Below are 24,519 nucleotides of genomic sequence, written 5' to 3'. Positions count from 1 at the left end.
TGTATAAAATTTTGAACAATTAAAAAGGAGTTGTATTCAGACTGAATTTATTAATTCAATCTGATACAGCTCCTTTTTTATTTAAACTATCTAGTTCTCATTTTAGTAGCTTGTTGTCTAGCTTTTTTTATTTGACTATGGTCAAATGGGTGAAGGTCTTTTCTTGTAGTTAAGTTTGCAATATTTGAAGCGACAACAACTTCAGAATTAGCTTTACCTTTTTCACCTTTAATTCCCATAACAATTATTTTGTGACCTTGAGATATATCAATAAATTCTGGTTTTTTGAACCATCTATTTCTTTTGTATTCACATTTAGCTATTTGTTTACCTGCATCAGACTTAACAACTAGCCAAACATGTAATCTATTGAAAATTCCTAGAAAACTTTTAGTTTCAGTTTTAACTGATAAAACTGTACCAGAAACACTCGTCATTCTATCTCCGTATTTATTCATGTATGCATCAGAGTAATATTTAGTCATTTTATCTTTGAAACCCATTGCAAAAACTCCTTTTATTATAAATTATACTATGTTAACACTAATTATATAGACATTATAGCATAAAAGTTATAGAGATAAAACAAAAAATACTATTAATAAAAATAGAATAAATATAGAAGTTTATTAATTTTAAAAAAAATCCAATATTTATATTATAATAAGCTTTAAACTTATGTATAATAAAGAGTGTGATAATGTAAAATAAATACATAAATAATAAAAATTTCCTTAAAATTAAAAAGGGGGCAGTATTATGGGTAATATTAGTGTAGTGGAAATACAAAAGAAAGAGATTTTATCAAAAGTACAAGAAGTTAGGGATAAAGGGGGAAGATTAGTAGCTATAAATGGTTATGTAGATAATGAGAAAAACAATGTAGTAGTTTATACCTTAGAATATGATGATTTTAGAAAGCATTATAAGGTGAAAGGGGAGTCAATATTACCTACAGTAACTAATATATATAAGGGTGCACAATGGTTTGAAGAAGAAATAAAAGAAATGATGCCATTAAAATTTGAAGGGTTAATATTTAGTGGAAGATTATTTTTGCCAGAAGAATTTAAAGATGGTGAAGGGCAAATACTTATAATGCCTTTAAGTGAATTAAAAAAAATCAAGGATAATTAAAAGGGGGGAAAAGCTTGAGTTACGTTTTACCATTAGGACCTTATCATCCTGCACTAGAAGAACCCGTCCATGTTAAGCTTCTTACTGAAGGTGAGCTTATTAAGGATTCGGAAGTTTTTATAGGATATAACCATAGGGGAATAGAGAAATTAACTGAAACTAGAAATTATATTCAAACAATCACTTTAGTTGAAAGAGTGTGTGGTATTTGTTCTCACTCACATGCTATGACTTATTGTTTAGCAATAGAAAATATTGCTGGAATGGAAGTTCCAAAGAGAGGTAGTTATATAAGAGTAATATTAAGTGAGTTAGAAAGATTACATTCTCACTATTTATGGTTAGGACTAGCAGCCCATATAGTAGCATTTGATTCTTTATTTATGATGTGTTTTGCATCAAGAGAAAAAATAATGGATATGTTAGAGGTTATATCAGGAAATAGAGTTAATTATGCTATGAATATAGTTGGTGGAGCAAGAAGAGATATTAGTAATGAACAAAAAGAAACATTAATAAAAATGATAGCAGAGTTAAGAAATGAATATAAGAATATTTATAATGTTTATGCTAAAGATTCAAGTATAGCTGCAAGAACTAAAGGTGTTGGAATATTAACAAAGGATGATGCATTAAATTATGGTGCTTGTGGCCCTCATGGAAGAGCTTCAGGAGTTAATTTCGATGTTAGAAAAACTATGCCATATAATTGCTATGAAGAATTTGATTTTAATGTAGCTATAGCAAATGATGGAGATGTATTTTCAAGAGCAGTTGTAAGGTTAATAGAAATTGAAGAAAGTTGCAAGATAATTGAACAAGCTCTTAAAAATATGCCTGATGGACCTATTAATTTAGGAAATAAGATTCCAAAGGTTCCTACAGGAGAGTATATAGCGGTAACGGAAGCTCCAAGGGGTGAGGTAACTTACTATGTAGTTTCAAATGGAGGACAAACCAATGGGAGAGTTAATATTCATGTACCAACCTTTAAAAATGCAATGACTGTTCCGGTAATGTTAAAAAATAATACTGTTGCAGATGCTGGTCTGATAGTTGCTAGTATAGATCCGTGCTTCTCATGTTTAGATAGGTAATTTATGCATGAATTAGCAGTAACTCAAGGATTACTTAAGATATGCTTAGAGGAAGGGAAAAAGCATAATGTTAAGAGTATAAAAGAAATAAATATAAAGGTTGGAGAATTAACAGATTTAGTGCCAAGTTGTATATCATATTATTTTAATATAGTTGCTAAAGATACTATTGCCGAAAATACAAAGATAAATATAGAGAAAATACCCGTATCAATTAGGTGTAATAAATGTAATTATAAGGGTGAAATTGGGAGAAATAATTATGTTTGTCCAAAATGCAAAGGAAATATATACGAAATTACAAAAGGGAGAGAGTTTTATTTAGATACTATGGAGGTTGATTAAATGAAAATAAAAGTTGTAAGGCAAATTTTAGAATGGAATGAGGATTGTCATAAAGAAGTACAAGAAGAGCTTAGGGAAAAGAATGTAAAAATGATTAATATAATGGGATCTCCAGGTGCTGGGAAAACAACATTTATACTGAATTTAATAGAAGAGCTTAAGGAGAAACAGCTGAGAGTTGGTGTAATAGAAGGAGATATAGAGGGAACAATAGATGCAAAAGCAATTCAGGAAGTAGGAATACCTGTTGTTCAGCTTAATACACAAGGTGCATGTCATATAGAGGCTATGTCTATAAAAAATATAATAAAAGAATTTAATTTAGATGAACTAGATATTATTATAGTTGAAAACATAGGAAACTTAGTATGTCCAGCAGAATTTGATATTGGAGAGGTATTAAAGATTGCATTATTAAGTATACCAGAGGGTGATGATAAAGTGGTTAAATATCCATTAATGTTTTCAAAAGCAGATGCTTTGATACTTACAAAGTATGACATGGCACAGTATTTTAAATTTAATGAAGAAGAGGTAAAAGAACAAACCCTTATTAGAAATCCAAATTCAAAGATTTTTAAAGTTAACTCATTAGAAGAAGGTGGAACTTACGAGTTTGCAGAGTGGTTAATAAAAAAAATATAAGATAGAAGGTGATTATGAATGAAAAAATGGACAGCATTTGTTGGAACTTTTATTTTATCATATTTATTTTGGATTTTATTTTTAATGCAAGATTTTAATATTTTAAAATTGGGAGCTCAAGAGCTTATAGTAGGAGCAATTGTAGCAGTAATTGTTTCTTGTTTTTCAAGTACATTTTTCGCTAGAGAAGATGGATTTTGGTTATTTAAAAAATTAAGATTTATAAATTTAATAATTTTTATTCCCGTTTATATATGGGAATTAATAAAAGCTAATTTTACTGTGGCTATAAAAGCCTTATCACCAAATTTAAATATAAGTCCTGGAATAGTAAAAATTACTACGGATTTAAATTCAGATTATGGACTAGCAATGTTATCAAATTGTATAACATTAACACCAGGAACTATAACAATGGATATATATGAAGATGGAGATAAAAATGCTTTATATATTCATTGGATAGATGCAAAAACAGAGGATACTGATAAAGCGTCAGAAATTATAAAGGGAAGATTTGAGTATTTTGTAAGGAGGCTTTTTAAATAATGAATATGAATTCTATATTTACTGTAGTTTCAATACTTTTAGCCATCATGGCATTAGTTTTATTATATAGGGTATTTAAAGGGCCTAATGTAATAGATAGGGTTTTAGCTGCTGACTCCATAGATATAATTTTAGGAATAATTATGATTTTATTTGGAGCAATAGAAGGTAGAGCTATGTATTTAGATCTTGGACTTATAGTAACTCTTCTGGGGTTTATTGGAACTGTATTGATTTCTAAATATTTAGAGGGGGAATTGTAATGGCTATATTAGAAATAATAGTTTGTATATTGCTTGTAATAGGTATTTTCTTTCTTCTAGCAGGAGTTATTGGTGTAATTAGAATGCCAGATACTTTTTGTAGGCTTCAAAGTGCAACTAATATAGCGACAATGGGGGCAATGCCAATAGCATTAGCATGTAGCATATATGGATTTGGAAGTGGAAATACTTCTTTAGGAATAAAATCTCTAATAATGGTAGTGTTTTTACTTATAAGTAATCCTGTAGGTGGCCATGCAATGGCAAGAGCTGCATATAAAATTAAAGCAGGACTTTCAGAAAAAACAAAGTTTGATCATTATGGGAGGGATATAAATGAGTAGCTTTGATGTATTAAATACTTTAATAATAGTTGGATTAATTGCATCAGCAATTTGTGTATTTTTCCTAGATGATATTCTTCAATGTATTATTGCCATGGCTGTTTTAGGTGGTTTTTTAGCTTTAGAGTTTTTACTACTTAAAGCACCAGATGTTGCTATAGCCGAAGCTGCAGTTGGAGCAATATTAACTCCTGTAATTTTTATAATAACTTTAAACAAAGTTAAAACAAAAAAGATTAAGGAGGAAGAAAAATGCGAAAAAAGATGACTTACTTAAATCTTTTCTTGTTACTTGTTATTTTTGTTTTTGTAGGTTTTAAAATGGGATTAAAGCCAAAAGAGTTTGGAGAGGCATCTCAAATAATAGTAGATGAAACTATAAATGAAACAGGGGCTATAAATTCAGTTACTGCAACAGTATTTGATTTTAGAGGATATGATACTTTAGGAGAGGCCATAGTATTATTTACTGCAATTTGTGGAGTTGCAGCTGTTTTAAGACCAGAAAAAAAAGCAAAGGAGGAAAAATAATATGAGGAAGAGAAGAGATTCTATATTAATATCTTGTACTAATTTAGTATTACCAATTTTGCTTACATTAGGGTTATATATTATAATCCATGGTCATTTATCACCAGGAGGTGGATTCCAGGGAGGAGTTCTAATTGCAGGGGCAATAGCTATTATCTATATTGGCTATGGAATTAAAGGAGTAAATAAAGGTATTGCAGCAAATACATTTAAAGTTGCTGAAGATATTGGGGCTTTAGGTTTTATAATATTGGCCTTTATAGGATTAATAGGTTCAGGGGTTTTCTTTGGGAATATTCTTGAAAAGGGTAATCCGGGAGATTTATTTTCATCAGGAAGTATATTTTTGATGAATTTTGCTGTAGGGTTTAAAGTTTTTGCAGGTATTTCATTTTTAATATTAATTATGATAACTAATTTAAAGAATAAGGAGGAGGAGTAGATGACAATTAATTATATTGGAGCTTTTCTTTTAATTGTAATTGGACTTGCAATAACTCTTTTGAAGAAAAACTTAATCAAGATAGTAATTGGGATGGGAATTTTAGATTCAGGAATTAATTTATTGTTAATTTCAATTGGATTTAGGATTAATGGTACTGCCCCAATATTTAGTGATAACAGTACTTATTTTGTAGATCCAATTCCTCAAGCCTTAACTCTTACATCTATAGTAATTGGTGCGTGTGTTACAGCACTTGCATTATCTATCGTAATTAAAATTAAGAAGCATTATAACAGTATAGACAGTGATGATATAAGGAGGATTAGAGGATGAGTATAGAGTTTATTAATAATCTTCCGATAATAGCCATAATGACTCCTTTTGTTTTAGCTTTTGTACTTGGATTATTTAAGGATAAATATATTAAAGTTAAAAGAACACTTGCAGTTATTGCAACGGCAGTATCATTTGTTTGTGTAATATTATTAGTTAAACCTATTTTAATTAACGGTGAAGTAATAGTAAATTGGATGGGAAATTGGATTCCTATGAGTGGAAATGCTTATGGTATTGGACTAGAAATAGACTCATTAGGAGTATTTTTAGCATTAATAATTACAGGGGCATCACTTTTGTCAGTAGTATATTCATTAAAATATATGAGTCATGATAATGGACTAGAAAAATACTATGTGTTATTTTTGTTGCTGACTTCAAGTATGATAGGTTTTGTATTTACTGGTGATTTATTTAATATGTATGTAATGCTTGAAATAATGACATTTGCAGCTATTGCATTAACTGCATTTAGAAATTATAAAGATAAATCAGTAGAGGCAGCATTTAAATATATAGTAACGGGTTCTTTAGGTTCATCATTAATTTTATTAGGAACTTGCTTAGTATATAGTGAAACAAAAACATTAAATTTGGCAGAAATAGCAGCAATAATAAATAGTGTAGATGTAATGAATCCTACAATAATAGTAGCATTTTCACTTATGATGGTTGGGTATGCAGTTAAAGCATTTATGGTTCCATGTCATACATGGCCAACAGATGCACATATGGCAGCTCCTTCATCAATTTCAATGATACTTTCAGGAGTAATGAGTAAAACAGGAGTATACGCAATTATAAGATTAGTATTTATGATTTTTGGACTAGCATCAAATAAGCCAGTAGGATATTTAATATTAGTTTGGGGAGTTATAACAATGGTAATAGGTGTATCCATGGCATTGTTACAACATGATTTTAAGAGACTTTTAGCATTTCACTCAGTTTCACAAATTGGATATATTATAACAGCATTAGGTATTGCTATAGTAGAAACAGGGGAATTAAGCGTTTTAGCAATGACTGGTGGAACCTATCATATGATTAATCATGCTATATTTAAAGGATTATTGTTTTTAACTGCCGGAGCTATTTTATATACTACTGGAACTACAGATCTAGAATCAGTTTCGGGACTAGGAAAAAGGATGCCATTTACTTTAGCAATGTTCTTATTTGGAGCAGCTGGAATTAGTGGAATTCCTCCCTTTAATGGATTTGCTTCAAAATGGATGATATATGAGGCTGGATTTAGTGGATCATTAGGAATAGTATCCATTATAGCAGTGGTGGTTTCAGCACTTACTTTAGCTTCTTTTATAAAAGTTGGACATTCTGCATTTTTTGGACCAGTGAAATCAGAGTATGCAAATATAGAAGAGATTCCAATATCAATGAAGATTCCAATGGGAATATTAGCATTAGGTACAGTCATATTTGGATTATTTCCTAAAACTGTAGTTAATAATTTATTACTTCCTGTAGTTAGGAGTGTATATAATTTAACAGGATATATATTTGAAGCATTAGGTAATAATTATAATTTAGGATTAAATGCTAATAAGATAGTAGATGTAGAATTTTTAACAAAGGGTATATATAATCCTACTAATTTTTTAATACTTTTTGTAGTATTATTGATTGCTATTTTAGTGTTTGTTATTTTCAAAGGTGATTCATCAGGAGAAGAAATACATGAGAAATCAGATAGTGAGTTTGATATGAGGATATTTAAAAAATATGAAAATCATAGTTCAAATGGTGTAAATTATTCACAGGTACATTTAGATTCTGCATGTAAATATGATATTTATGTTGGAGGAGAAGAGGGAGAAAATGTAAAGATTGGTGCTAATGATTTATTCTGGGGAATGAAATATCAATTAAAGGGATATTTTAATAGGATACAAAAAGCACATAGTGGTAGTGTTAATGATTATTCTTTATGGATAATAGCAACTTTAATAGTGGTATCTGTAATTACAATTATAATTTTATAGGAGGTGGGAATATGGAATATTTGAGTAAGTTAATATATTTAATTGTATTCCCAGGGTTCATTTTTACAATGCTTGTGGGATTATTTTTGTCTGGCTTAGATAGAAAAGTAGTAGCTAGAATGCAACGTAGAAGAGGACCTAAAATTACACAGCCATTTTATGATTTTGTAAAACTTTTAGGAAAAGATACTATAGTGCCTAGGAATGCAAATGAACGACTATTTATTTTATCACCAATAATAGCCTTGGTTAGTATTTGTATAATACCAACATTGTTTCCTATTTATGATTGGTCATTTTTTGGTGGAACAGCTGATATAGTAGCAATAATTTATTTATTAATTATACCAGCAGTAGCAATGATAGTTGGAGGAATGGCTTCTGGATCACCATTTGCATCAATTGGAGTATCAAGAGAAGTAGTAGCAATGGTTGCATATGAATTACCATTAATAACATCATTACTTGCTGTTTGTAAAAAAGCAGGTTTAATATTGGGGGAAGGAACCACATATTCTTTATCAGCTATAGCTAGTGCACAACAAAGTAGCGGAAGCTTTATTTTTACTTTATCTCTAATTCCAGCTGCAATTGCATTTTTAATGATATTACCAGCAAAGATTGGAGTAGCTCCTTTTGATGTAGCAGAGGCTGAAACAGAGCTTTGTGAAGGTCCTTTAGCAGAATATAGTGGATTACACTTAGGGCTATTTAAACTTACACATAATATAAAGATTTATGTTATGACTGCATTATTTGTAGTACTATTTTTAGGTGGAATAGGTATAACTACAGGTAATAGAGGGATTGATTTATTAGTTAATACTATAATATTAATAATTTTAGTGATAGTTATTTCTATAATGTTTTTATCAATAGTTAGAGGCCTTATGGGAAGATATAAAACTAATCAAATGTTTAAATTTTATTGGACAGTTCCAACAATATTATCTTTATTAAGCTATGTATTAGTAAGCTTTAATCTTTAAGGAGGTATAAAAATGTCAATAATTGAAAAGGGAAGAAAAAGATCTCCTTGGGTATATCATTTAAATACAGGATCTTGTAATGGGTGTGATATTGAACTTGTAGCATTACTTGGACCTAGGTATGACATTGAAAGGTTTGGTGTAAAGCTTGCTGGTTCGCCAAGACATGCTGATATAGTTGTTGTAACAGGTCCTGTGACAGTTCAATCAAGAGATAGAATGTTAAGAGTTTTATCTCAAGTTCCAGAACCTAAGGTTGTTGTATCTATAGGATCATGTCCAGCATCATGTAATGTGTTTAAGGGCAGTTATTCTGTAGATGGCCCTCTAGATAAATGGACAAAAGTTGATGTAACAGTAGCAGGATGTGCACCAAAGCCAGAAGCTATTGCAAAAGGAATATTAGAAGCTGTTGAAATATTAAATAAAAAGAGGGAGGATGAAAGTTATGTTTAAACTTCCTTACTTTTTAGAAGGAATATCTAATATATTTAAGCCTGTATTAACTAATGAAGAGCCCATTGAGGAAGTAAAAGGAGCAGATAATTATAGAGGAAAGCTTTCTTTTGATTCAAACAAGTGTATTGGATGTGGAATATGTATTAGAGTATGTGCAGGAGAAGCAATAACTAAGGAAATGAAACTAGTAGAAGATGGTCAAGAAATAAAAATGACTTTTGATTTAACATCATGCACATTTTGTGGATTATGTAAAGATTTTTGTCCTAAAAAAGCTATAACATTAACAGAAGAAATTTTTATGATTTCAGAAAATAAAGAAGAGTTAAGTATAGAGGGAAGCTTTATAAAAAAAGCACCTCCAAAACCACAACCTAAGACTAAAGAACAGATAATACCGAAAGAAACAGTTGTAAAAAAAGTTTAGGTTGAAAAGAAATAATTAAGAATATAAAAATAAGGCGCACTTAATGTGCGCCTTTACTATACTTTTAAGAATAAAAACTTTCAATTTTTGATGTATTTTTCGTTATAAGATTATTTGAAAGATCACCTTGAAGTCTAGTGAATTTAGCAGATTGCCAAAGGCCAAAGCATTTATCAAACTTATATAAAACACCATTTATTTCAACTATTGCTATGTTATTTATATCAAAACCTTTAAATGAAACATTTTTTCCTTTATCCTTCAAATATTTTAAAGCCTTACCTAATAATTCATCAGGATCAGGAATATTTCTTTCAGCTAAAAAAATTTGAAATGAATCTTTTGTATTATTATAATTACTTTCCATAGAAAAAACCTCCTAAAAATTCCCTTTCGTATTAATATTATATGCCTTATGTAAAATATTTACAATGACAAAATGATAATTTATCAAAAAAATATTGGAATCAATTCCAAAATGATAAATTTATTAAGAAAAAACAAATTTATAATGATATTATAAGAAGAAAATTTTTTGTATAAGAAAAAATAAAGGAAATAAATATATAATAATAAAAAAATACAAAATGGCATATGTAACTATATATTTTTATTTGAATAGGATGTAATGAAAAGTAATTTTAAATTTAGATTTATGAAGAATTGTAAAAATAATAAAAATAAGATAAGTACCAATTCAAATACTAATACAAACTCAAATACTAATACTAGTTCAAATACTAATTCAAGCCTTACAGATGAAGAAAGAAATCAACTGATTAAGCAAATAGGAATTAGCAATTTATCGGAATTTGGAATTTGTTTAATTATATATGCAGCTATACTTAATATACAATATCTTGAATGGAGCAAGATGAAAATATTAGATCAGTTAAATTCAACTAATTATGCAGATACATTACAGGACTTAACCGAAGTGCCTAGGGGAGCAAATATAATATATTTATTTGTAATATCGATCTTTACAGGTATTTTATATGATAATTATCAAACAGCATTATCACAAACTGGAGAAAATAGAAGTGAGAAAGAAATTAGAGATAGCTACAAAAGATTTATTGCTATATTATTAATGCTTTTAGGAACTACAATAAACTTTGAGGTATTAAATTGTTAACTTAGTTTAGTACACAAGAATTAAGATTATTTATATGAAAAAGGTTAAAAATGTTTACTTAACAGATGAAAATGGTATAAAATATATATTATTCAAATAAATGATAAAAATTTAACTATTTGTATAAAAGTATTTATTTTTAAATATATATTTTACATAGGTATTAGGGGGAGAAGTATTATGAGAATAATTGTAGGAGCAGGAAAAACAAAATATAATGGGTGGATTTCAACTCAAGAGCAGGAGTTGAATTTATTATCAATAGACCAATGGAATAATTTAATAAAAAGTGGTGAGATAGAAGCAATTTTAGCAGAACATGTATGGGAACATTTATCATATGAAGATGGAGAAATAGCGGCAAAAAATTGCTATAGATTTCTAAAACCAGGTGGTTATATAAGATGTGCAGTTCCTGATAAAAATTTTAAAAATGAATGGTATCAGAATATGGTTAAAATAGGAGGACCGGGACACGAAGCACATCCAGCATATGAACATAAAGTGGTATATGATTATAAAACATTGGTAAAAGTATTCGAAAGTGCTGGTTTTGAAGTAACACTTTTAGAGTATTGTGATGAACAAGGTGATTTTCATTATAGAGAATGGGATGAATCAAAGGGGAAAATAGGTAGAAGCTATAGATTTGATAGTAGAAACTCTAATGGTAACTTAGGAATGGTTTCAATTATAATAGATGCAGTGAAACCAATAGATAAATAAATTTCTTGTAAATGAAATTTATTATTACTATAATTAATTTATATGAAATTACAAAAGAGGTGCAGTTATGAGTTCATTTAAATCAATTAATAGTGCGCAAGCTGAAAATTTAATTAAGGATTGTGAAGATTTAATTATTATAGATGTTAGAAGATATAGTGAATATAAAGAAAGTAAAATACCTAATGCAATAAATATACCAGTTGAAGAATTAGAATGGGAAATTGAAGATTTAAAAGAAAATATAGATAAGCCTATATTAGTTTATTGTAAAGCCGGACATAAAAGTGCATTAGCATGTCAAATGCTAGAAGAAGAAGGGTTTAGTAATTTATATAATCTAGGACAAGGAGTCCTTGGTTATAAAGGAACTATTGAATAAAATTGCGAAGGAAAATAAAAGTTAAGGAGGAAATTACTTCGCAATTTATTAAAAATGATAACGTTATAAATAAAAAAATATATATAAATTAAGTTTGATTAGGAGAGAGGAAAATGTTATATACATTAGAAAATGAAAAAGTTAAAATTACTGTAAGTAATAAAGGAGCTGAACTTCATAATATTACATCAAAAGTTGATGGAACTGAATATTTATGGAATGGAAATAATAAATATTGGAGTTATCATGCACCAGTACTTTTCCCGATAGTTGGAAAAGTTAAAGATTCAACTTATAGAGTTGAAGGAAAAGAGTATAATTTACCACAACATGGATTAGCTAGATTAAAAGAATTTGAGATGATTGAAAAAACTGATAATAAGATTAGTTTTGAATTAGTTTATTCTGAAGAAACATTAAAGGTATATCCATATAAGTTTTCATTAAAAATTACTTATACGTTAGTAGAAAATGGAGTTATAACAGCATATACAGTAGAAAATAAGGATGATAAAGAGATTTATTTTTCAATAGGAGCTCATCCAGCATTTATGTGTCCGATGATGTCAGGAGAAATAATAGAAGATTATTACTTTGAATTTAATGAAAAAGAAAACTGTGATATTATGCTTATAACTAAAGATGGGTATGTAAGTAGAGAAAGAAAAGAATATTTTAATGATAGCAATATAATTCCATTAAGCTTTAATACATTTAAAGATGATGCTTTAGTTTTTGATAGTTTAAAATCTACAAAAATAAGCTTAAAATCAGTTAATCACAATAAAGAATTAACTATGGACTTCACAGGCTTCCCTTATATGGGGCTATGGACAAAAGCTACAGGAGCACCTTTTGTATGTATAGAGCCTTGGTATGGACATGCTGATTTTGAAGATTTTAACGGAGAGTTAAAGGATAAGGCTGGTATTGAAAAATTAGAAGTTGGAGAAGTATTTAATTCTTCATATACAGTTACAATATAATAATCAATAAAGAGTTAAGAGTTATAAAAGAAATTTTTTTCAAGGATTTCTATTTAATAATTTTTAACTCTTTATTTTTTTCTCTAATAAAATTACTATAATCTAATGATTTTACTTATATTGATAAAAGGTAAAGATGATAATATGGTATTGATTATGAAAACGATAACTATAAAAGGGGGATATGATATTTTGATTAAAAAATTAATGAAAAAGGTATTAGGTATAATGGTAGTAGTAATATATACAACAACTTTAATATCAATACCGGTAAAAGCAGAAGAGTCAAAAATAGTAAATAGTAGTTTTAGTGATTGGCTAGATGGATGGGTGGTAAAAGGAAATATTGAAGCAGCTGCTGGAAAGGGGAACTGGGGATATGATGATTCTTATAGTTTAGGGTATTGGAGTGAAAGTGATTATGAGGTATGGACAGAACAAACTATAACAGGTATAGAGAATGGATATTATAGAGTTGAAGCTTATGCGGCAAGTAGTGGAAATCAAAAATCACATTATATTTATGCAAATGATTTTGGAGGGACTGGAGCAAGAACTAGTATACCTATAACAAATGATTTTACAAAGGTTGTATTAAATTTTGAGGTTACTAATAATCAAGTGACATTAGGATTTTATTCAAATGGGAAAGGTGGTACTTGGTCAAATTATGATTCTGTTTCATTAATCAAAACTGATGAGGAATATAAATTTCTAAAAGGTGGAGATTTAACTATGGTTAATTATATAGAAGATGTTGGTGGGAGTTTTTATGATAGTGAAGGAGAAGAAAGAGATGTATTTCATATATTAGCTGAAAATGGATTCAATTTTGCTAGATTGAGAACTCATAATGACACTGGAAGACAACATGGATCTATAACTAATCCAGATTATTATTTACCAGATGGGTATCAAAATACAGAAGATTTATTAAAAAGTGCAAAAAGAGCAAAAGAAGTAGGAATGGAGATAGAAGTAACTCTAAATTATAGTGATTGGTGGCCAAATGGAGCTACTCAGGAAATACCTTCATCTTGGAGGAATGAAATAGAGGGATTAGATAATGAAAAAACTGTTGATAAACTAGAACAGCTTGTTTATGAATATACTAAAGATGTAATGAGAGCTCTTGTGAATCAAGGAACTACTCCAGAATATATTTCTTTAGGTAATGAAATGCAATATGGAATTTTATATCCTTACGGAAAAATTGCAAATTTTGAACAGTTAGCTAGATTTTTAAATGCGGGATATAGAGCTGTAAAGGAAATATCAACTAATACTAAGGTAGTATTACATCTAGATGAAGCAGGAGAAGATAATAGATATACTACATTTTTGGATGGATGTATCAAACATAATGTAAATTATGATATTATTGGGGCATCGTACTATCCATTTTGGACAAGAAAAAATGTTGAAGATATAATTCCATGGTTTAATGAACTATCAAAAAAATATGGTAAAAAAATATTGATAATGGAAACAGGGTATAATTGGAATCCTACTAAGCCAGATGGATGGCCAGGACAGTTGGCAGATAACGGAAATGAAAGTCATGAATCATCTCCTCAAGGACAAAAAGAATTTTTAGATGAGTTATTTAATGGAATAAGAAATGCTGAAGATAATTGCATAATAGGTGATTTATATTGGGATCCTGTTATGATAGACCAAGAAGGCGTAGGATGGGCAATACAAAGAGGTGAGGCTGAAGATGGAAGTGAAGATAAAGTAGGAGATAATGTAGTATCTAATACAACATTGTTCGACTTTGATGGAAAAGCGTTACCGGCATTAAATTCATTTAGGGATAGTACTGAAGGGACTACTAAAGGAATTATTTCTGGAATTGTAGTTGGTGAAGGCGGAAATAAAATAATTGGAGCTGAGGTAATAGTAGATATTGATGGTGAAAAATATGTAAAAACGACAGATAAATATGGAAGATTTTTTATTAATGAGTTAGAAGCTGAAAAAAATGTTAATATTATCGTTAATAAAGAGGGATATTATAGCTCAGGTAAAGTTATAGAGATAACTAAAGGAGAAGTTACGAAGATTGAGATTGTATTAGGAAGTGGAAGTATACAAGGAAATATAAGAGATGACAACGATAATCCAATAGAAGATGTTGAAATTTATGCAATTGTTGATGGAAATAAGTTTAGTACTAATTCTAAGGCTGATGGTTCTTATTTATTATCAGATTTACCAGGGGGAAATAGTTATACTATTAATGCAGAAAAACAAGGATATGAGTCTGATTCAATTAAAGATGTTAATGTAGTAATTGGAGAATGTACTTCCAATATAGATTTTAGACTGAATATTAATTCTGGGACAATAGAAGGATGCATAACAGATGATAATGGTAATGCAATAAGCGAAGCAGAAGTAAGTGCTATATCAAGTGCTGGAACTAAGTATAAGTCGGTAACTAATTCTCAAGGAGAGTATAAGATACCATATGTAATAAGTGGGAAAAGTTATACTATTACTGCAAGGAAAGAGGGATATTTTGAAAGTAGTATAAATAATATTATTGTTGAGGGTGGAAAAGCTACAGAAGGAATTAATTTAAGCTTAGAGAAAGCCTTAGGTAGTATATATGGAGTTGTTGTTGATTCCAATAATAATAAATTAAGCGATGTTAATGTTACAGTTACTTTAAAGGGAGAAGAAAAATTTACAATAATAAGTGATGAAAATGGAATTTTTGAAATTAAAGATGTACTTGATAGCACAAAATATATTATTGAAGGTAAAAAAGCTGGATATGGAAATGCTAAATTAAGTAATGTAGAAGTAGAAGCTTGTTCAATGACTGAAGTAGTTTTAAGAATGGGAACACCTTTAGAAATAAATAATTGGGATTTTGAACTTGGAACTCTTGATGGATGGTATGTAGATGGGGATTTAGATTCTGTAAATGCACAAGATAGAACTTATTTTGGAGATGATGCTCCATCAGGAAAATATGCACTTTCAATATGGAATGATAAAGCTTTTAAAACTAATATTTATCAAGAGGTTAATGATTTAAATAGTGGTAAATATGAATTAAGTGCATGGGTATATAGTGGAGGAGACTATAATTCAGATACTATGTATATTGATAATAATGGGAAAATAGATGGAATTAATATTGGGTATACAAATGGATGGCAAAAGATTTCATTACCAGTCTGGATTGATAGTGATAGTGTAAAGATTGGGTTTGATTTTGATGCTAATGCAGGATGTTGGACAGTAATAGATAGTATAGAGTTAAATTATATTACTAGCATTAATTATGATGAGCTAGAAAATTTAATAGCAGAAGTTAGAGGATTACAAGAAAAAGATTATACTCCAAAAAGTTGGAGCAATTTAAATGAAAGCTTAAAAATAGCTAAAAAGGTACTAATTGATAATGAAGTAACAGAAGAAAAAATAGAAAATACTATGAAGATATTAAAAAATGCAATTAATGAACTAGTTAAAAAAGGTGATAAAAGAGAACTATTATTATTGATTGAAGAATATAAGAGTATAGATGAAAGTAAGTACACAGAAGAAAGTATTGATAATTATAAGAAGGCTTTAGAGATGGCATTTGAGGTATATAATAATGAAGATGCGACTGAAAATGAAATTGAGAATATAGTAAGATTATTAAAAGAAAGTTATAATGGTTTAGAGGAAATTGTTAAAGAGGAAGATGTGGATAAGCCAGGAGAAGATGAGGGGGATGGAGAGATAATAACTCCAGGTGATGAGGTTAGCAAAGAAGACAACAATATAATTGTAACACCAGATTATAATAGTAAGTTAGATAATTCTAATAATAGTGATATAGAATACTTACCTAAAACAGGTAATATGGTGAGTTCACAATTTATAGTATTAATAGGTACAATAAGTTTAGTTTTAGGATTTATGTTTTATAAAAAAGAAAAGAAATTAAGTTAGAATAGAACATAATAAAAACAAAAGAATATATTGGTATAAGAAGGAGGGAGATTGGTATGAAAATTGATTGGTCTCGTTTTAAGAATTATGGGCTATGGGTATCCATTTTTGCATTAATACCTCTTATACTAAATGCTTTTGGTGTAAAAATTGTACCGGAAGAATATACAGAAATAACTAATGCTATATTAGCAGTTTTAGTTGCTGCAGGAATTATAAGCAATCCAACAACAACAGCAAAATGGTATTTAGATGATAAAGAAAATACTACTGTAGATGAAACGAAAAAAGAATAATAAAAATTATGTAAATAACTAAGCCACTATGTATAAATAAAAAAGATTTATATATTGTGGCTTAAATTATGTTAATTATTATCATCTCTATATTCAACTATTGCTTCAAAAAGTGCATTAGCACATTTTGTTTGTCCAGCATCAGAAGAAAGAAATTTTTCGTCAGAAGAGTTTGTTAGGAAACCTAATTCTACTAAGGCTGAAGTTGTAGTGTTTAATTCTAAAACGGCAAGCTCCTCGCCAGGAACATATGATTTTACACCTCGGTTAGTAGTATAATCTAAATCAATTAGAGCTTGTTGTAAGTATTTAGATAAGGTTAGACTACTATCATCAGAAGGATTATACCAAGTTTCAACTCCTAATATTTCATTTGAGTCAGAGCTATAGTTACAATGAATAGACACAAAGATATCTGCGTTACATATTTTAGATATTTTTATTCTTTCTTTTAAGCTATCGTTAGCAGTTTCTATCCAATCCATGTTATCTGTAGTACGAGTGTAAATAACTTTGAAGTTTCCCTCTTTTTCTAACATATTACCTAATTTTAATGAAACAGCTAGTGTAATATCTTTTTCAGCAGTACCATTTGGACTTATAGCTCCATAATCCCAATCACCATGACCAGGATCTATGCATACAGTATAAAGTTTTTTTTCTTCAGTTTTTGGTATAGCTAGATTAAAGGTTGCAACGGTATTGTTTCTATTTGACATAATATTAATTATGGTTATTAATATTATTGTTAATGGAATTGATAAAATTACAAGCTTAAATATTTTTTGCCTTTTTCTTTTTCGTTCATGAAGTAATTTTCGTCTTGCGTTTAAGTCGAAATTATTATTGTCTATACAAATCACCTCATTTCAAATTCGGCCTTAAAGGAAAAGATACTTCCTAAATATAAGTATAATTAAAAAAGCAGCGATTGTAAATAAATGGAAATAAAATATGGGAAAATTTTTTTGAATCTTGGGAACAATTTTAATAGTAGTATAGTCTAATGAAGTGATAAAACAATTAAGATAAAAAATTAATAAAGTGAGGTTATAAAAGTGAAAAAGATATTAGTAAGTATGTTAATAGCAGTTATGGTTGGAGCAACTTTAACTGGATGTGGAAATAAAAATGGAGGAAATACTCCAGCAACAGAACAAGGTGAGCAACAAAGCTCTTCAGTTTCTGCAAAAGAAGTTGTGGAAAAATTAAATGAAGAAGGTTATGTAAGAATGCCTGGGGAAATAGATGATGATATGGCAAAAGAGATATATCACTTAAATTTAGATGATATAGAAGATTACGGTGTATTAGAAACACAAATTTCACCAGGACCAGGATTAATTATAGTAGTTAAGGCTAAGGATGGAAAGGTTGATGCTGTTAAAGCTTCAGTTGAGGAAGTATTACAAGATAAAATAGGAAATGCTTTTTATCCTGATGAAAAAGAAATTGCTAAAAATGCAGAAGTAAGAGTTGATGGAAATTTAGTTTCATTATTTATACTTAATAGTGAAGTTGCATCAGATGCAGAAGCTAAATATGCAGAATTAATTAAATAGTTTAATACAAAAGAGGCTAATTATTTATATAGCCTCTTTTGTATTACCAATAAAGGTTTTTAATTTTACCACACTTTTTACAAGTTAACTTTTCGTAATAACCACCTTTGAAACAGATATTTTTTATTATTTCAGAATTGTATTTATGTATACAAAAAATGAATTTAGGTATTAGCAAAATTAACCCTCCTAAATTAAAGTATAAAAAACATTACTTTAATTAGTATGAACAGTAGCTAATAAATTATTACTAAATATTTTTACCATTCACCTGGATAAGCAAGGACATATAACGTGACATTTTGTCTTCCCCAGTTTTCGCATTCATTTTCCGAATTTAAAAATAAATCTATTCTATGGCCTTTTATAGCACCACCGGTATCAGCAGCAATAGCCTCACCATATCCAGGGATATAAACTTTTGAACCTAAAGGAATTATTGATGGATCTACAGCAATAGTACTAACTCCATTTGGGTTACGTACAGGGGTAACGCCAGTGGCAGTAGTAGTATCTCCAGTATAAGCAGTAGCTTCCATGTTAAAAGTAGCTTTATATGAAGTGTTAGCTTCTTTAGCTTCATTTTCTTGAGGCTCTTGAGCTTTAGCGTCTGCCTTAGCAGTAGCTTCAGCATCTGCTTTAGCCTTAGCTTCAGCGGCCTCTTTAACTTTTTCATTTTCAACTTTTTTATTATAGATAGACATATCATTCATCATATTATCAACTGTAGAAGTAAATTCAATATTTGAATTAGTATCTGAAGCAATATACTTGATAATTGAATCATTATCAGAAGTAACTATTGCTGTATTAGCTTCATTAGTTGAAATAGTATTTGAATTTAAATCATTATTATCATTACGGTTTTCTAAATAACTAATATTAACAACTTTTTTATTTGTATTATTTAAAACACTTGCACTAGCATAAAATTCATTCATACCAAACATTGATAGAGCAAGTGAAGTTGTTAAAACAAAAATTTTCTTAAACAGAAAATACACCTCCAAGATTGTGAATTTAATTCCTTCGTCCTGCACCTAGTTTATACTACATATCAAAAATGCTGTCAAACTCACGTGGAACAATATAACAAGGTTCAAAATTCCAAAAACCAAAAGAAAAATAATGGAAAAATACTCGTAATAGTTTGAATTAAAGAGGTTAAAGCATATTGACAAATAAAAGTCAAGAAAAATAAAAAGTATAAATATGGACTATTTACCTTGAATATTATAAGAGAGTAAATTGAAATTTTAATAAAAATATATAGACAAATTTTAAATAGATGTTCTAATAAATTAGAGTTATTTTATTTCAAGTATATAAATAAAATAGATAGTATTATTTTGAATAAAGTGTAAATTTATATGGTATAATTTTATAGATGAAAAATATTACTTTAGGGGGAAGGGATGTCAGTTACTTCATATAAATGTCCTAATTGTGGGGCAGAGATTAAATTTGATCCAGAATTACAAAAAGGTAAATGTGATTTTTGTCTAAGTGAATTTACAATAGATGAAATAGAAAAATTGAATAATTCAAAAAATGATCATATAAAAGCAGAGAATTTAGAACAAGACTATAATGAAGAGTGGGATAACATAGGAGAAAGGACTAGAATGTATTTATGTCCAAGATGTGGTGCAGAGATAGTAGCTGATATAAATACTACAGCTACATTTTGTTGTTATTGTCATGGACCTGTAGTTTTAAGTGATAAATTTAATGGAGAATTTAAGCCTTCAAAAGTTATTCCGTTTAAAATAGATAAGGATAAGGCTATTGAAAATTTTATAGAGTGGAGTAAGAAGAAATGGTTTTTACCCAAAGAATTTTCTTCACATAAGCAATTAGAAAAAATAACAGGAATTTATATTCCATTTTGGTTAGTAGACTCTAATGTTACTGGGCAGATGAGTGCTAGGGGTAAAAAGATTAAAACTTGGGTTAGTGGAGATTATAAATATACTAAAACAGATATATATAATATTTATAGAGAAGCAAGTTTAACTTTTAATAATGTACCTGGAAATGCATCAAGTAAAATGGATAATAATGTTATGGAAAGTATAGAACCATATGATTCTAAAGGATTTAAAGAGTTTTCTACTGCATATTTACCAGGATTCTTTTCAGAGAAATATGATAAAACAAAAGAAGAAGTTTTACCTTTAATAGAAAATAAAATAAAGATAGGAACTAATGATATATTAAGGAATTCAATAAATGGATATTCAATAGTTGATGTTGTAGGAACACATGAAAATTTTAATAAAACTTCTTGTAATTATGCATTAATGCCTATATGGATGATGACATACAGCTTAGGAGGGAAAAATTATATTTTTGCTATGAATGGTCAGACAGGAAAAGTATTTGGTGCTTTACCTGTATCTAAAGGAAAAATGTTTATACTATTTTTAGTAATTTTTATAATTGTATTTTTATTAGTATTTATAGGAGGTAGTATTATATGAAAAATGTAAGAAAAAAGCTAATACCTTTTATTAGTATACTAATTTTAATTTTATCCTCTAGCTTTTTAGTTATGGCTAATGTAAATCCAGTTGTAGATGAGGCTAAGCTTTTATCACAAGATGAAAGAAATCAATTGATGGAATCAATTGAAGTGTTTAGAAAAGAATATAATATGGATTTAGTAATAGTTACATCAAATGATTTAGAAGGAAAAAAGCCTAGGGATTATGCTGATGATTACTATGATTATAATGGATATGGATTAGGTGATAATAAAAGTGGATTACTATTATTAATAGATATGGATGATAGAAATATATGGATTTCAACTAGTGGAGATGCAATTGAATATTTTACTGATGATAGAATAGAATCTATTATTGCTGATATAAGCAAATATTTAAGTAATGGAGAGTATTTTGATGCATGTAATATATTCTTAACAGATATAAAACATTACATTAATGATGGAATACCAGAAGGTCAGTATACTTATAGTGAAGAAGATAATACAGTTAAAATAGTGTTGATTGCTTTAGTATCAGCAGCTATAGTAGCAGGAGTTACATGTATTTTTGTAGTAAATTCTTATAAAAACTCAAAGTCAGTCTCTAGTACAAATTATGTTGATAATAATTCTATAGTATTTACTAAAAGAAGAGATGTTTTTGTTAGTACATTTACTACTAAAACTAAAATTGAAAAGAATAATAATCGTGGTGGAGGCGGAAGCTCAACCCATACATCAAGTAGTGGAAATACACATGGTGGTGGAGGCGGAAGCTTTTAATTAAAGAAATAGTTCCTTAAGAAAATATTTTAAGGAGCTATTTTTATTTATTATTAAAGTTAATAATATACCAACTAAATATACTGGTATAAATTGATTAATATTTGTAAATAAATTATACTGAATTTATAAAATAATACATATTAAAGGAGTGATTATTTGTTTGGGTATGTGACTCCACTTAAGCCTGAGTTGAAAATAAGGGAATATGAAATGTTTAGAGGATATTATTGCGGTGTATGTATGCATATTAAGAAGAAGTTTGGAAATATTCCGAGATTTGCTTTAAATTATGATATGGCATTTTTGGGATTGCTTTTAGATGCATTACATAGTGAAGAGCCTAATATTGAATTTAAAAAGTGTATGGCTCATCCATTAAAAAATAAACCTATGATTATAAATAATAAAGCTTTAGAATATACAGCTGCTATGAATGTTTCACTTGTATATTATAAATTAATTGATGATGTAAATGATGATAAAAGTCTAAAAAGCAAAGTTGAAAGTGTTGCTTTATCACCATATAAACGAAAATTTAACAGAAATGTTACTATGATTAATGATATAATAGAAGAAAATTTAAATATGCTATCTAATTTAGAAAAAAATAAGGAATTTTCATCAATTGATGAGATTTCACATCCTTTTAGTTTGATAGTAGCTAAAATTTTAGAGTTATACCCTGAAGAAATAGATGATGATAGTGATGAATTAAGATATGAACTTTATGATTTAGGCTATGCCCTTGGAAAATGGATTTATTTAATAGATGCTTTGGATGATTTAAAAGAAGATATAGAAAAAGATAAATTTAATCCAATAAATTATTTATATAATAAGAATAATAAAAGCTACGAAGAGTTATTAGAAGAAATTAAGCCAAGAATGGAATTTACTATTTTGAATTGTGGATATAATTGCAAAGAAGCTTTAAATAAGTTACCACTAAAGAGAAATAAAGCAATATTAGAAAATATAATTACTCTTGGAATGATGGATAAGTATGAGAAGATAATTAATAATTGTAACTGTAAGGATAAAAAGAATAAACATTAATATTTTGTTTCAAATATGTAATAGATAATGATAGCAGAGGATAAAAGGAGTGTTTTATAATGAATCCGTATGAGGTATTAGGAGTGAAGCCAGGAGCTTCTCAGGAAGAAATAAAATCAGCTTATAGAAAATTAGTAAAGCAATATCATCCAGATCAATATGTAGATAATCCACTTAAGGATTTAGCACAGGAAAAATTATCTGAAATAAATCAGGCTTATGAAATGCTCAAAAATTCTGGAGGAGACTCAAATTATAGTTCTTCATCAACAAGAGCTAATTCAGGTTATAATACAGGATCTAATTCATATAGTAGTAATACACCTATATATGCAGAGGTAAGAAGTCTTATTCAAATGAGAAATATATCTGTTGCAGAATCAAAGCTTAATGCTATAAAGCAAAGAGATGCAGAATGGTATTATTTATATGGAAATGTGATGATGGCAAAGGGTTGGTTTGAATCAGCTTATAACAATATACAAAGGGCATGTTCTATGGATCCGAATAATTTTGAGTATAGGCAAGCACTTCAACAATTACAAGCAAGAAGCAGAGGATATAGTCAAACTTATAGAACTTCAAATGGTAATATGAATAATTGTGATTGTTGTATCAATTTATGGTGCTTAGATTCAGTATGTGAATGCTTTGGTGGAGACCTTATTGGATGTTGTTAAAAATAATAAGTAAGAATAGAAATATATTGCGAAGCAATATATTTAGTTAAGGGCCTTCGGCCAAAGGTAAAATAATTAATATAGCTTACGCTAATCAATTATGGATAAATGTTTGCTGAAGCAAACGGTAAAAAGTTAAGGATGTAATTATTTCATAATTTCTTGAATATATATTTTGAAACTTCGTAAGAAGTTTTTCCCTTCACTAGCCGTAAGGCTCTTACCGTTGATGAAGTCAACATTTACCTTTTTGAACTAGCGAAGCGATGTTCAAAAAACTTACCTGGCCGTTAGGACCTTAACTATAAATTGCTTCGTAATTTATATAAAGGGGTGGTTTTATGAAGGCTAAGGATATAGCTCTTGGTGGAATTTTAGTAGCACTAACAACTATAGTATTATATGCAACTTCAATATTGCCGATAAGTACATTAGCTATATTAACAGTTGCTTCAGCTTTAATACCAGTATGTATTATAAGAAGTAATGTTCAAACATCTATATTTGTATATATAGCATCTAGTTTAATTGCTTTTTTCTTAGTTCCAATTAATATATCATTTTTATACTTTATTTTCTTTGGAGCATATGGAATAGTAAAATATTTTGTGGAAAGAATCAGAAAAGAAAAATTAGAAATAGTATTTAAATTAGTTTTCTTTAATATAGTATTTATAGTTGCTTTTATAATAATGCAGAATATTTTAGGAATAAATATAATGGATGGATTAGAAGCATTAATAGGAAAGTTTTTTGATACTTCAGCAAGAACTGTTGCATTTATAATATTATGGATAGTAGCACAGCCAATTTTTTTAATCTACGATTATGCTATGACTCTGATTATTACATTTTATATGGAAAGAATACATAAAAATATATAAAGTAA

General features: G+C 28.6%; 30 protein-coding genes and 1 pseudogene. 27 read left to right on the top strand and 4 right to left on the bottom strand.

Annotated features, from left to right (window positions below):
- Positions 1-86: 86 nt before the first annotated feature.
- Complete coding sequence (locus HCG76_RS10330) at positions 87-503, bottom strand: hypothetical protein (protein ID WP_221700247.1); 417 nt, start codon at positions 501-503, stop codon at positions 87-89.
- Positions 504-759: 256 nt separating this feature from the next.
- Here HCG76_RS10330 and HCG76_RS10325 point away from each other — a divergent pair, with 256 nt between their 5' ends.
- The 15 genes from HCG76_RS10325 to HCG76_RS10255 are packed head-to-tail and all read left to right on the top strand — an operon-like array spanning position 760 to position 9,570.
- A complete protein-coding gene (locus tag HCG76_RS10325; RefSeq protein ID WP_221700246.1) occupies positions 760-1,137 on the top strand; it encodes an NADH-quinone oxidoreductase subunit C in 378 nt (125 codons plus the stop codon).
- 14 nt (positions 1,138-1,151) lie between these two features.
- The gene (locus tag HCG76_RS10320) at positions 1,152-2,234 is read left to right on the top strand and encodes a hydrogenase large subunit (protein WP_221700245.1); all 1,083 of its coding nucleotides are present in this window, start codon (positions 1,152-1,154) and stop codon (positions 2,232-2,234) included.
- 3 nt (positions 2,235-2,237) lie between these two features.
- On the top strand, positions 2,238-2,579 hold the full coding sequence (hypA, locus tag HCG76_RS10315; protein WP_221700244.1) for a hydrogenase maturation nickel metallochaperone HypA: 342 nt from the start codon (positions 2,238-2,240) through the stop codon (positions 2,577-2,579).
- The gene (gene hypB / locus HCG76_RS10310) at positions 2,580-3,224 is read left to right on the top strand and encodes a hydrogenase nickel incorporation protein HypB (RefSeq protein WP_221700243.1); all 645 of its coding nucleotides are present in this window, start codon (positions 2,580-2,582) and stop codon (positions 3,222-3,224) included.
- Between the two features lie 18 nt (positions 3,225-3,242).
- On the top strand, positions 3,243-3,773 hold the full coding sequence (locus tag HCG76_RS10305; protein ID WP_221700242.1) for a Na+/H+ antiporter subunit E: 531 nt from the start codon (positions 3,243-3,245) through the stop codon (positions 3,771-3,773).
- Positions 3,773-4,036, top strand: coding sequence for a monovalent cation/H+ antiporter complex subunit F (locus tag HCG76_RS10300; protein WP_221700241.1), 264 nt, complete (start codon positions 3,773-3,775; stop codon positions 4,034-4,036). Before HCG76_RS10305 ends, HCG76_RS10300 begins: the two co-directional genes overlap by 1 nt.
- Complete coding sequence (gene mnhG, locus HCG76_RS10295; protein ID WP_221700240.1) at positions 4,036-4,380, top strand: monovalent cation/H(+) antiporter subunit G; 345 nt, start codon at positions 4,036-4,038, stop codon at positions 4,378-4,380. Before HCG76_RS10300 ends, mnhG begins: the two co-directional genes overlap by 1 nt.
- On the top strand, positions 4,373-4,648 hold the full coding sequence (locus HCG76_RS10290) for a hydrogenase subunit MbhD domain-containing protein (protein WP_195987271.1): 276 nt from the start codon (positions 4,373-4,375) through the stop codon (positions 4,646-4,648). The genes mnhG and HCG76_RS10290 overlap by 8 nt, the downstream gene beginning before the upstream one ends.
- The gene (gene mbhE / locus HCG76_RS10285; RefSeq protein ID WP_221700239.1) at positions 4,633-4,911 is read left to right on the top strand and encodes a hydrogen gas-evolving membrane-bound hydrogenase subunit E; all 279 of its coding nucleotides are present in this window, start codon (positions 4,633-4,635) and stop codon (positions 4,909-4,911) included. The genes HCG76_RS10290 and mbhE overlap by 16 nt, the downstream gene beginning before the upstream one ends.
- A 1-nt stretch (position 4,912) precedes the next feature.
- Entirely contained in the window at positions 4,913-5,353 is a 441-nt protein-coding gene (locus HCG76_RS10280) for an MnhB domain-containing protein (protein ID WP_195987269.1), read from the top strand.
- Positions 5,354-5,689: a sodium:proton antiporter gene (locus tag HCG76_RS10275; protein ID WP_221700238.1), complete on the top strand. Its 336-nt coding sequence runs from the start codon at positions 5,354-5,356 to the stop codon at positions 5,687-5,689.
- Positions 5,686-7,695, top strand: coding sequence for a proton-conducting transporter transmembrane domain-containing protein (locus tag HCG76_RS10270; RefSeq protein WP_221700237.1), 2,010 nt, complete (start codon positions 5,686-5,688; stop codon positions 7,693-7,695). The genes HCG76_RS10275 and HCG76_RS10270 overlap by 4 nt, the downstream gene beginning before the upstream one ends.
- 11 nt (positions 7,696-7,706) lie before the next feature.
- Positions 7,707-8,684 (top strand): respiratory chain complex I subunit 1 family protein, encoded by a 978-nt coding sequence (locus HCG76_RS10265; RefSeq protein WP_221700236.1) that lies wholly within the window; start codon positions 7,707-7,709, stop codon positions 8,682-8,684.
- Between the two features lie 12 nt (positions 8,685-8,696).
- Positions 8,697-9,140: an NADH-quinone oxidoreductase subunit B family protein gene (locus tag HCG76_RS10260; RefSeq protein WP_221700235.1), complete on the top strand. Its 444-nt coding sequence runs from the start codon at positions 8,697-8,699 to the stop codon at positions 9,138-9,140.
- Entirely contained in the window at positions 9,133-9,570 is a 438-nt protein-coding gene (locus tag HCG76_RS10255) for a 4Fe-4S binding protein (RefSeq protein WP_221700234.1), read from the top strand. The genes HCG76_RS10260 and HCG76_RS10255 overlap by 8 nt, the downstream gene beginning before the upstream one ends.
- 64 nt (positions 9,571-9,634) lie before the next feature.
- Here the strand turns inward: HCG76_RS10255 and HCG76_RS10250 are convergent, their stop codons facing one another.
- Positions 9,635-9,937: a hypothetical protein gene (locus HCG76_RS10250; RefSeq protein WP_221700233.1), complete on the bottom strand. Its 303-nt coding sequence runs from the start codon at positions 9,935-9,937 to the stop codon at positions 9,635-9,637.
- A gap of 261 nt (positions 9,938-10,198) precedes the next feature.
- Here HCG76_RS10250 and HCG76_RS10245 point away from each other — a divergent pair, with 261 nt between their 5' ends.
- The 6 genes from HCG76_RS10245 (at position 10,199) to HCG76_RS10220 (ending at position 17,055) form a co-directional block, all read left to right on the top strand.
- The gene (locus HCG76_RS10245) at positions 10,199-10,708 is read left to right on the top strand and encodes a hypothetical protein (protein WP_221700232.1); all 510 of its coding nucleotides are present in this window, start codon (positions 10,199-10,201) and stop codon (positions 10,706-10,708) included.
- 180 nt (positions 10,709-10,888) lie between these two features.
- Complete coding sequence (locus HCG76_RS10240) at positions 10,889-11,434, top strand: class I SAM-dependent methyltransferase (RefSeq protein ID WP_221700231.1); 546 nt, start codon at positions 10,889-10,891, stop codon at positions 11,432-11,434.
- Between the two features lie 67 nt (positions 11,435-11,501).
- Positions 11,502-11,816 (top strand): rhodanese-like domain-containing protein, encoded by a 315-nt coding sequence (locus tag HCG76_RS10235; RefSeq protein ID WP_221700230.1) that lies wholly within the window; start codon positions 11,502-11,504, stop codon positions 11,814-11,816.
- 113 nt (positions 11,817-11,929) lie between these two features.
- Positions 11,930-12,802 (top strand): aldose 1-epimerase family protein, encoded by an 873-nt coding sequence (locus HCG76_RS10230; RefSeq protein WP_221700229.1) that lies wholly within the window; start codon positions 11,930-11,932, stop codon positions 12,800-12,802.
- Positions 12,803-12,994: 192 nt separating this feature from the next.
- Positions 12,995-16,759: a glycosyl hydrolase 53 family protein gene (locus HCG76_RS10225; RefSeq protein ID WP_221700228.1), complete on the top strand. Its 3,765-nt coding sequence runs from the start codon at positions 12,995-12,997 to the stop codon at positions 16,757-16,759.
- Positions 16,760-16,815: 56 nt separating this feature from the next.
- The gene (locus tag HCG76_RS10220) at positions 16,816-17,055 is read left to right on the top strand and encodes a phage holin (protein ID WP_221700227.1); all 240 of its coding nucleotides are present in this window, start codon (positions 16,816-16,818) and stop codon (positions 17,053-17,055) included.
- A 71-nt stretch (positions 17,056-17,126) separates the two neighbouring features.
- On the opposite strand, the gene HCG76_RS10215 is transcribed toward HCG76_RS10220, so the two are convergent.
- On the bottom strand, positions 17,127-17,918 hold the full coding sequence (locus tag HCG76_RS10215) for an N-acetylmuramoyl-L-alanine amidase family protein (protein ID WP_294173235.1): 792 nt from the start codon (positions 17,916-17,918) through the stop codon (positions 17,127-17,129).
- A 195-nt stretch (positions 17,919-18,113) separates the two neighbouring features.
- Between HCG76_RS10215 and HCG76_RS10210 the strand changes: the two genes are divergently transcribed.
- Complete coding sequence (locus tag HCG76_RS10210; protein WP_221700226.1) at positions 18,114-18,617, top strand: DUF4358 domain-containing protein; 504 nt, start codon at positions 18,114-18,116, stop codon at positions 18,615-18,617.
- Between the two features lie 260 nt (positions 18,618-18,877).
- On the opposite strand, the pseudogene HCG76_RS19075 reads toward HCG76_RS10210, so the two are convergent.
- Positions 18,878-19,159: pseudogene (locus tag HCG76_RS19075) on the bottom strand (3D domain-containing protein); the annotation flags it as partial.
- A gap of 873 nt (positions 19,160-20,032) precedes the next feature.
- Here HCG76_RS19075 and HCG76_RS10200 point away from each other — a divergent pair.
- From HCG76_RS10200 to HCG76_RS10180, 5 genes are all read left to right on the top strand, one after another.
- Positions 20,033-21,100 (top strand): hypothetical protein, encoded by a 1,068-nt coding sequence (locus tag HCG76_RS10200; protein ID WP_221700225.1) that lies wholly within the window; start codon positions 20,033-20,035, stop codon positions 21,098-21,100.
- The gene (locus tag HCG76_RS10195) at positions 21,097-21,891 is read left to right on the top strand and encodes a TPM domain-containing protein (protein ID WP_221700224.1); all 795 of its coding nucleotides are present in this window, start codon (positions 21,097-21,099) and stop codon (positions 21,889-21,891) included. Before HCG76_RS10200 ends, HCG76_RS10195 begins: the two co-directional genes overlap by 4 nt.
- A gap of 159 nt (positions 21,892-22,050) precedes the next feature.
- Positions 22,051-22,950 carry a DUF5685 family protein gene (locus HCG76_RS10190; RefSeq protein WP_221700223.1) on the top strand — a complete coding sequence of 300 codons (900 nt, stop codon included), beginning with the start codon at positions 22,051-22,053 and terminating at the stop codon, positions 22,948-22,950.
- Between the two features lie 59 nt (positions 22,951-23,009).
- Positions 23,010-23,630, top strand: coding sequence for a J domain-containing protein (locus HCG76_RS10185; RefSeq protein ID WP_221700222.1), 621 nt, complete (start codon positions 23,010-23,012; stop codon positions 23,628-23,630).
- Between the two features lie 341 nt (positions 23,631-23,971).
- Positions 23,972-24,514, top strand: a complete 543-nt coding sequence (locus HCG76_RS10180) for a DUF2232 domain-containing protein (protein ID WP_221700221.1) — start codon at positions 23,972-23,974, stop codon at positions 24,512-24,514.
- Positions 24,515-24,519 lie beyond the last annotated feature (5 nt).

It is taken from the genome of Clostridium sp. K13 (assembly GCF_019734195.1).
In the GTDB taxonomy this organism is placed as follows: domain Bacteria; phylum Bacillota; class Clostridia; order Clostridiales; family Clostridiaceae; genus Clostridium.
The sequence above is the reverse complement of the archived record's forward strand: the minus strand, read 5'-3'. Positions and strand labels throughout refer to the sequence as shown.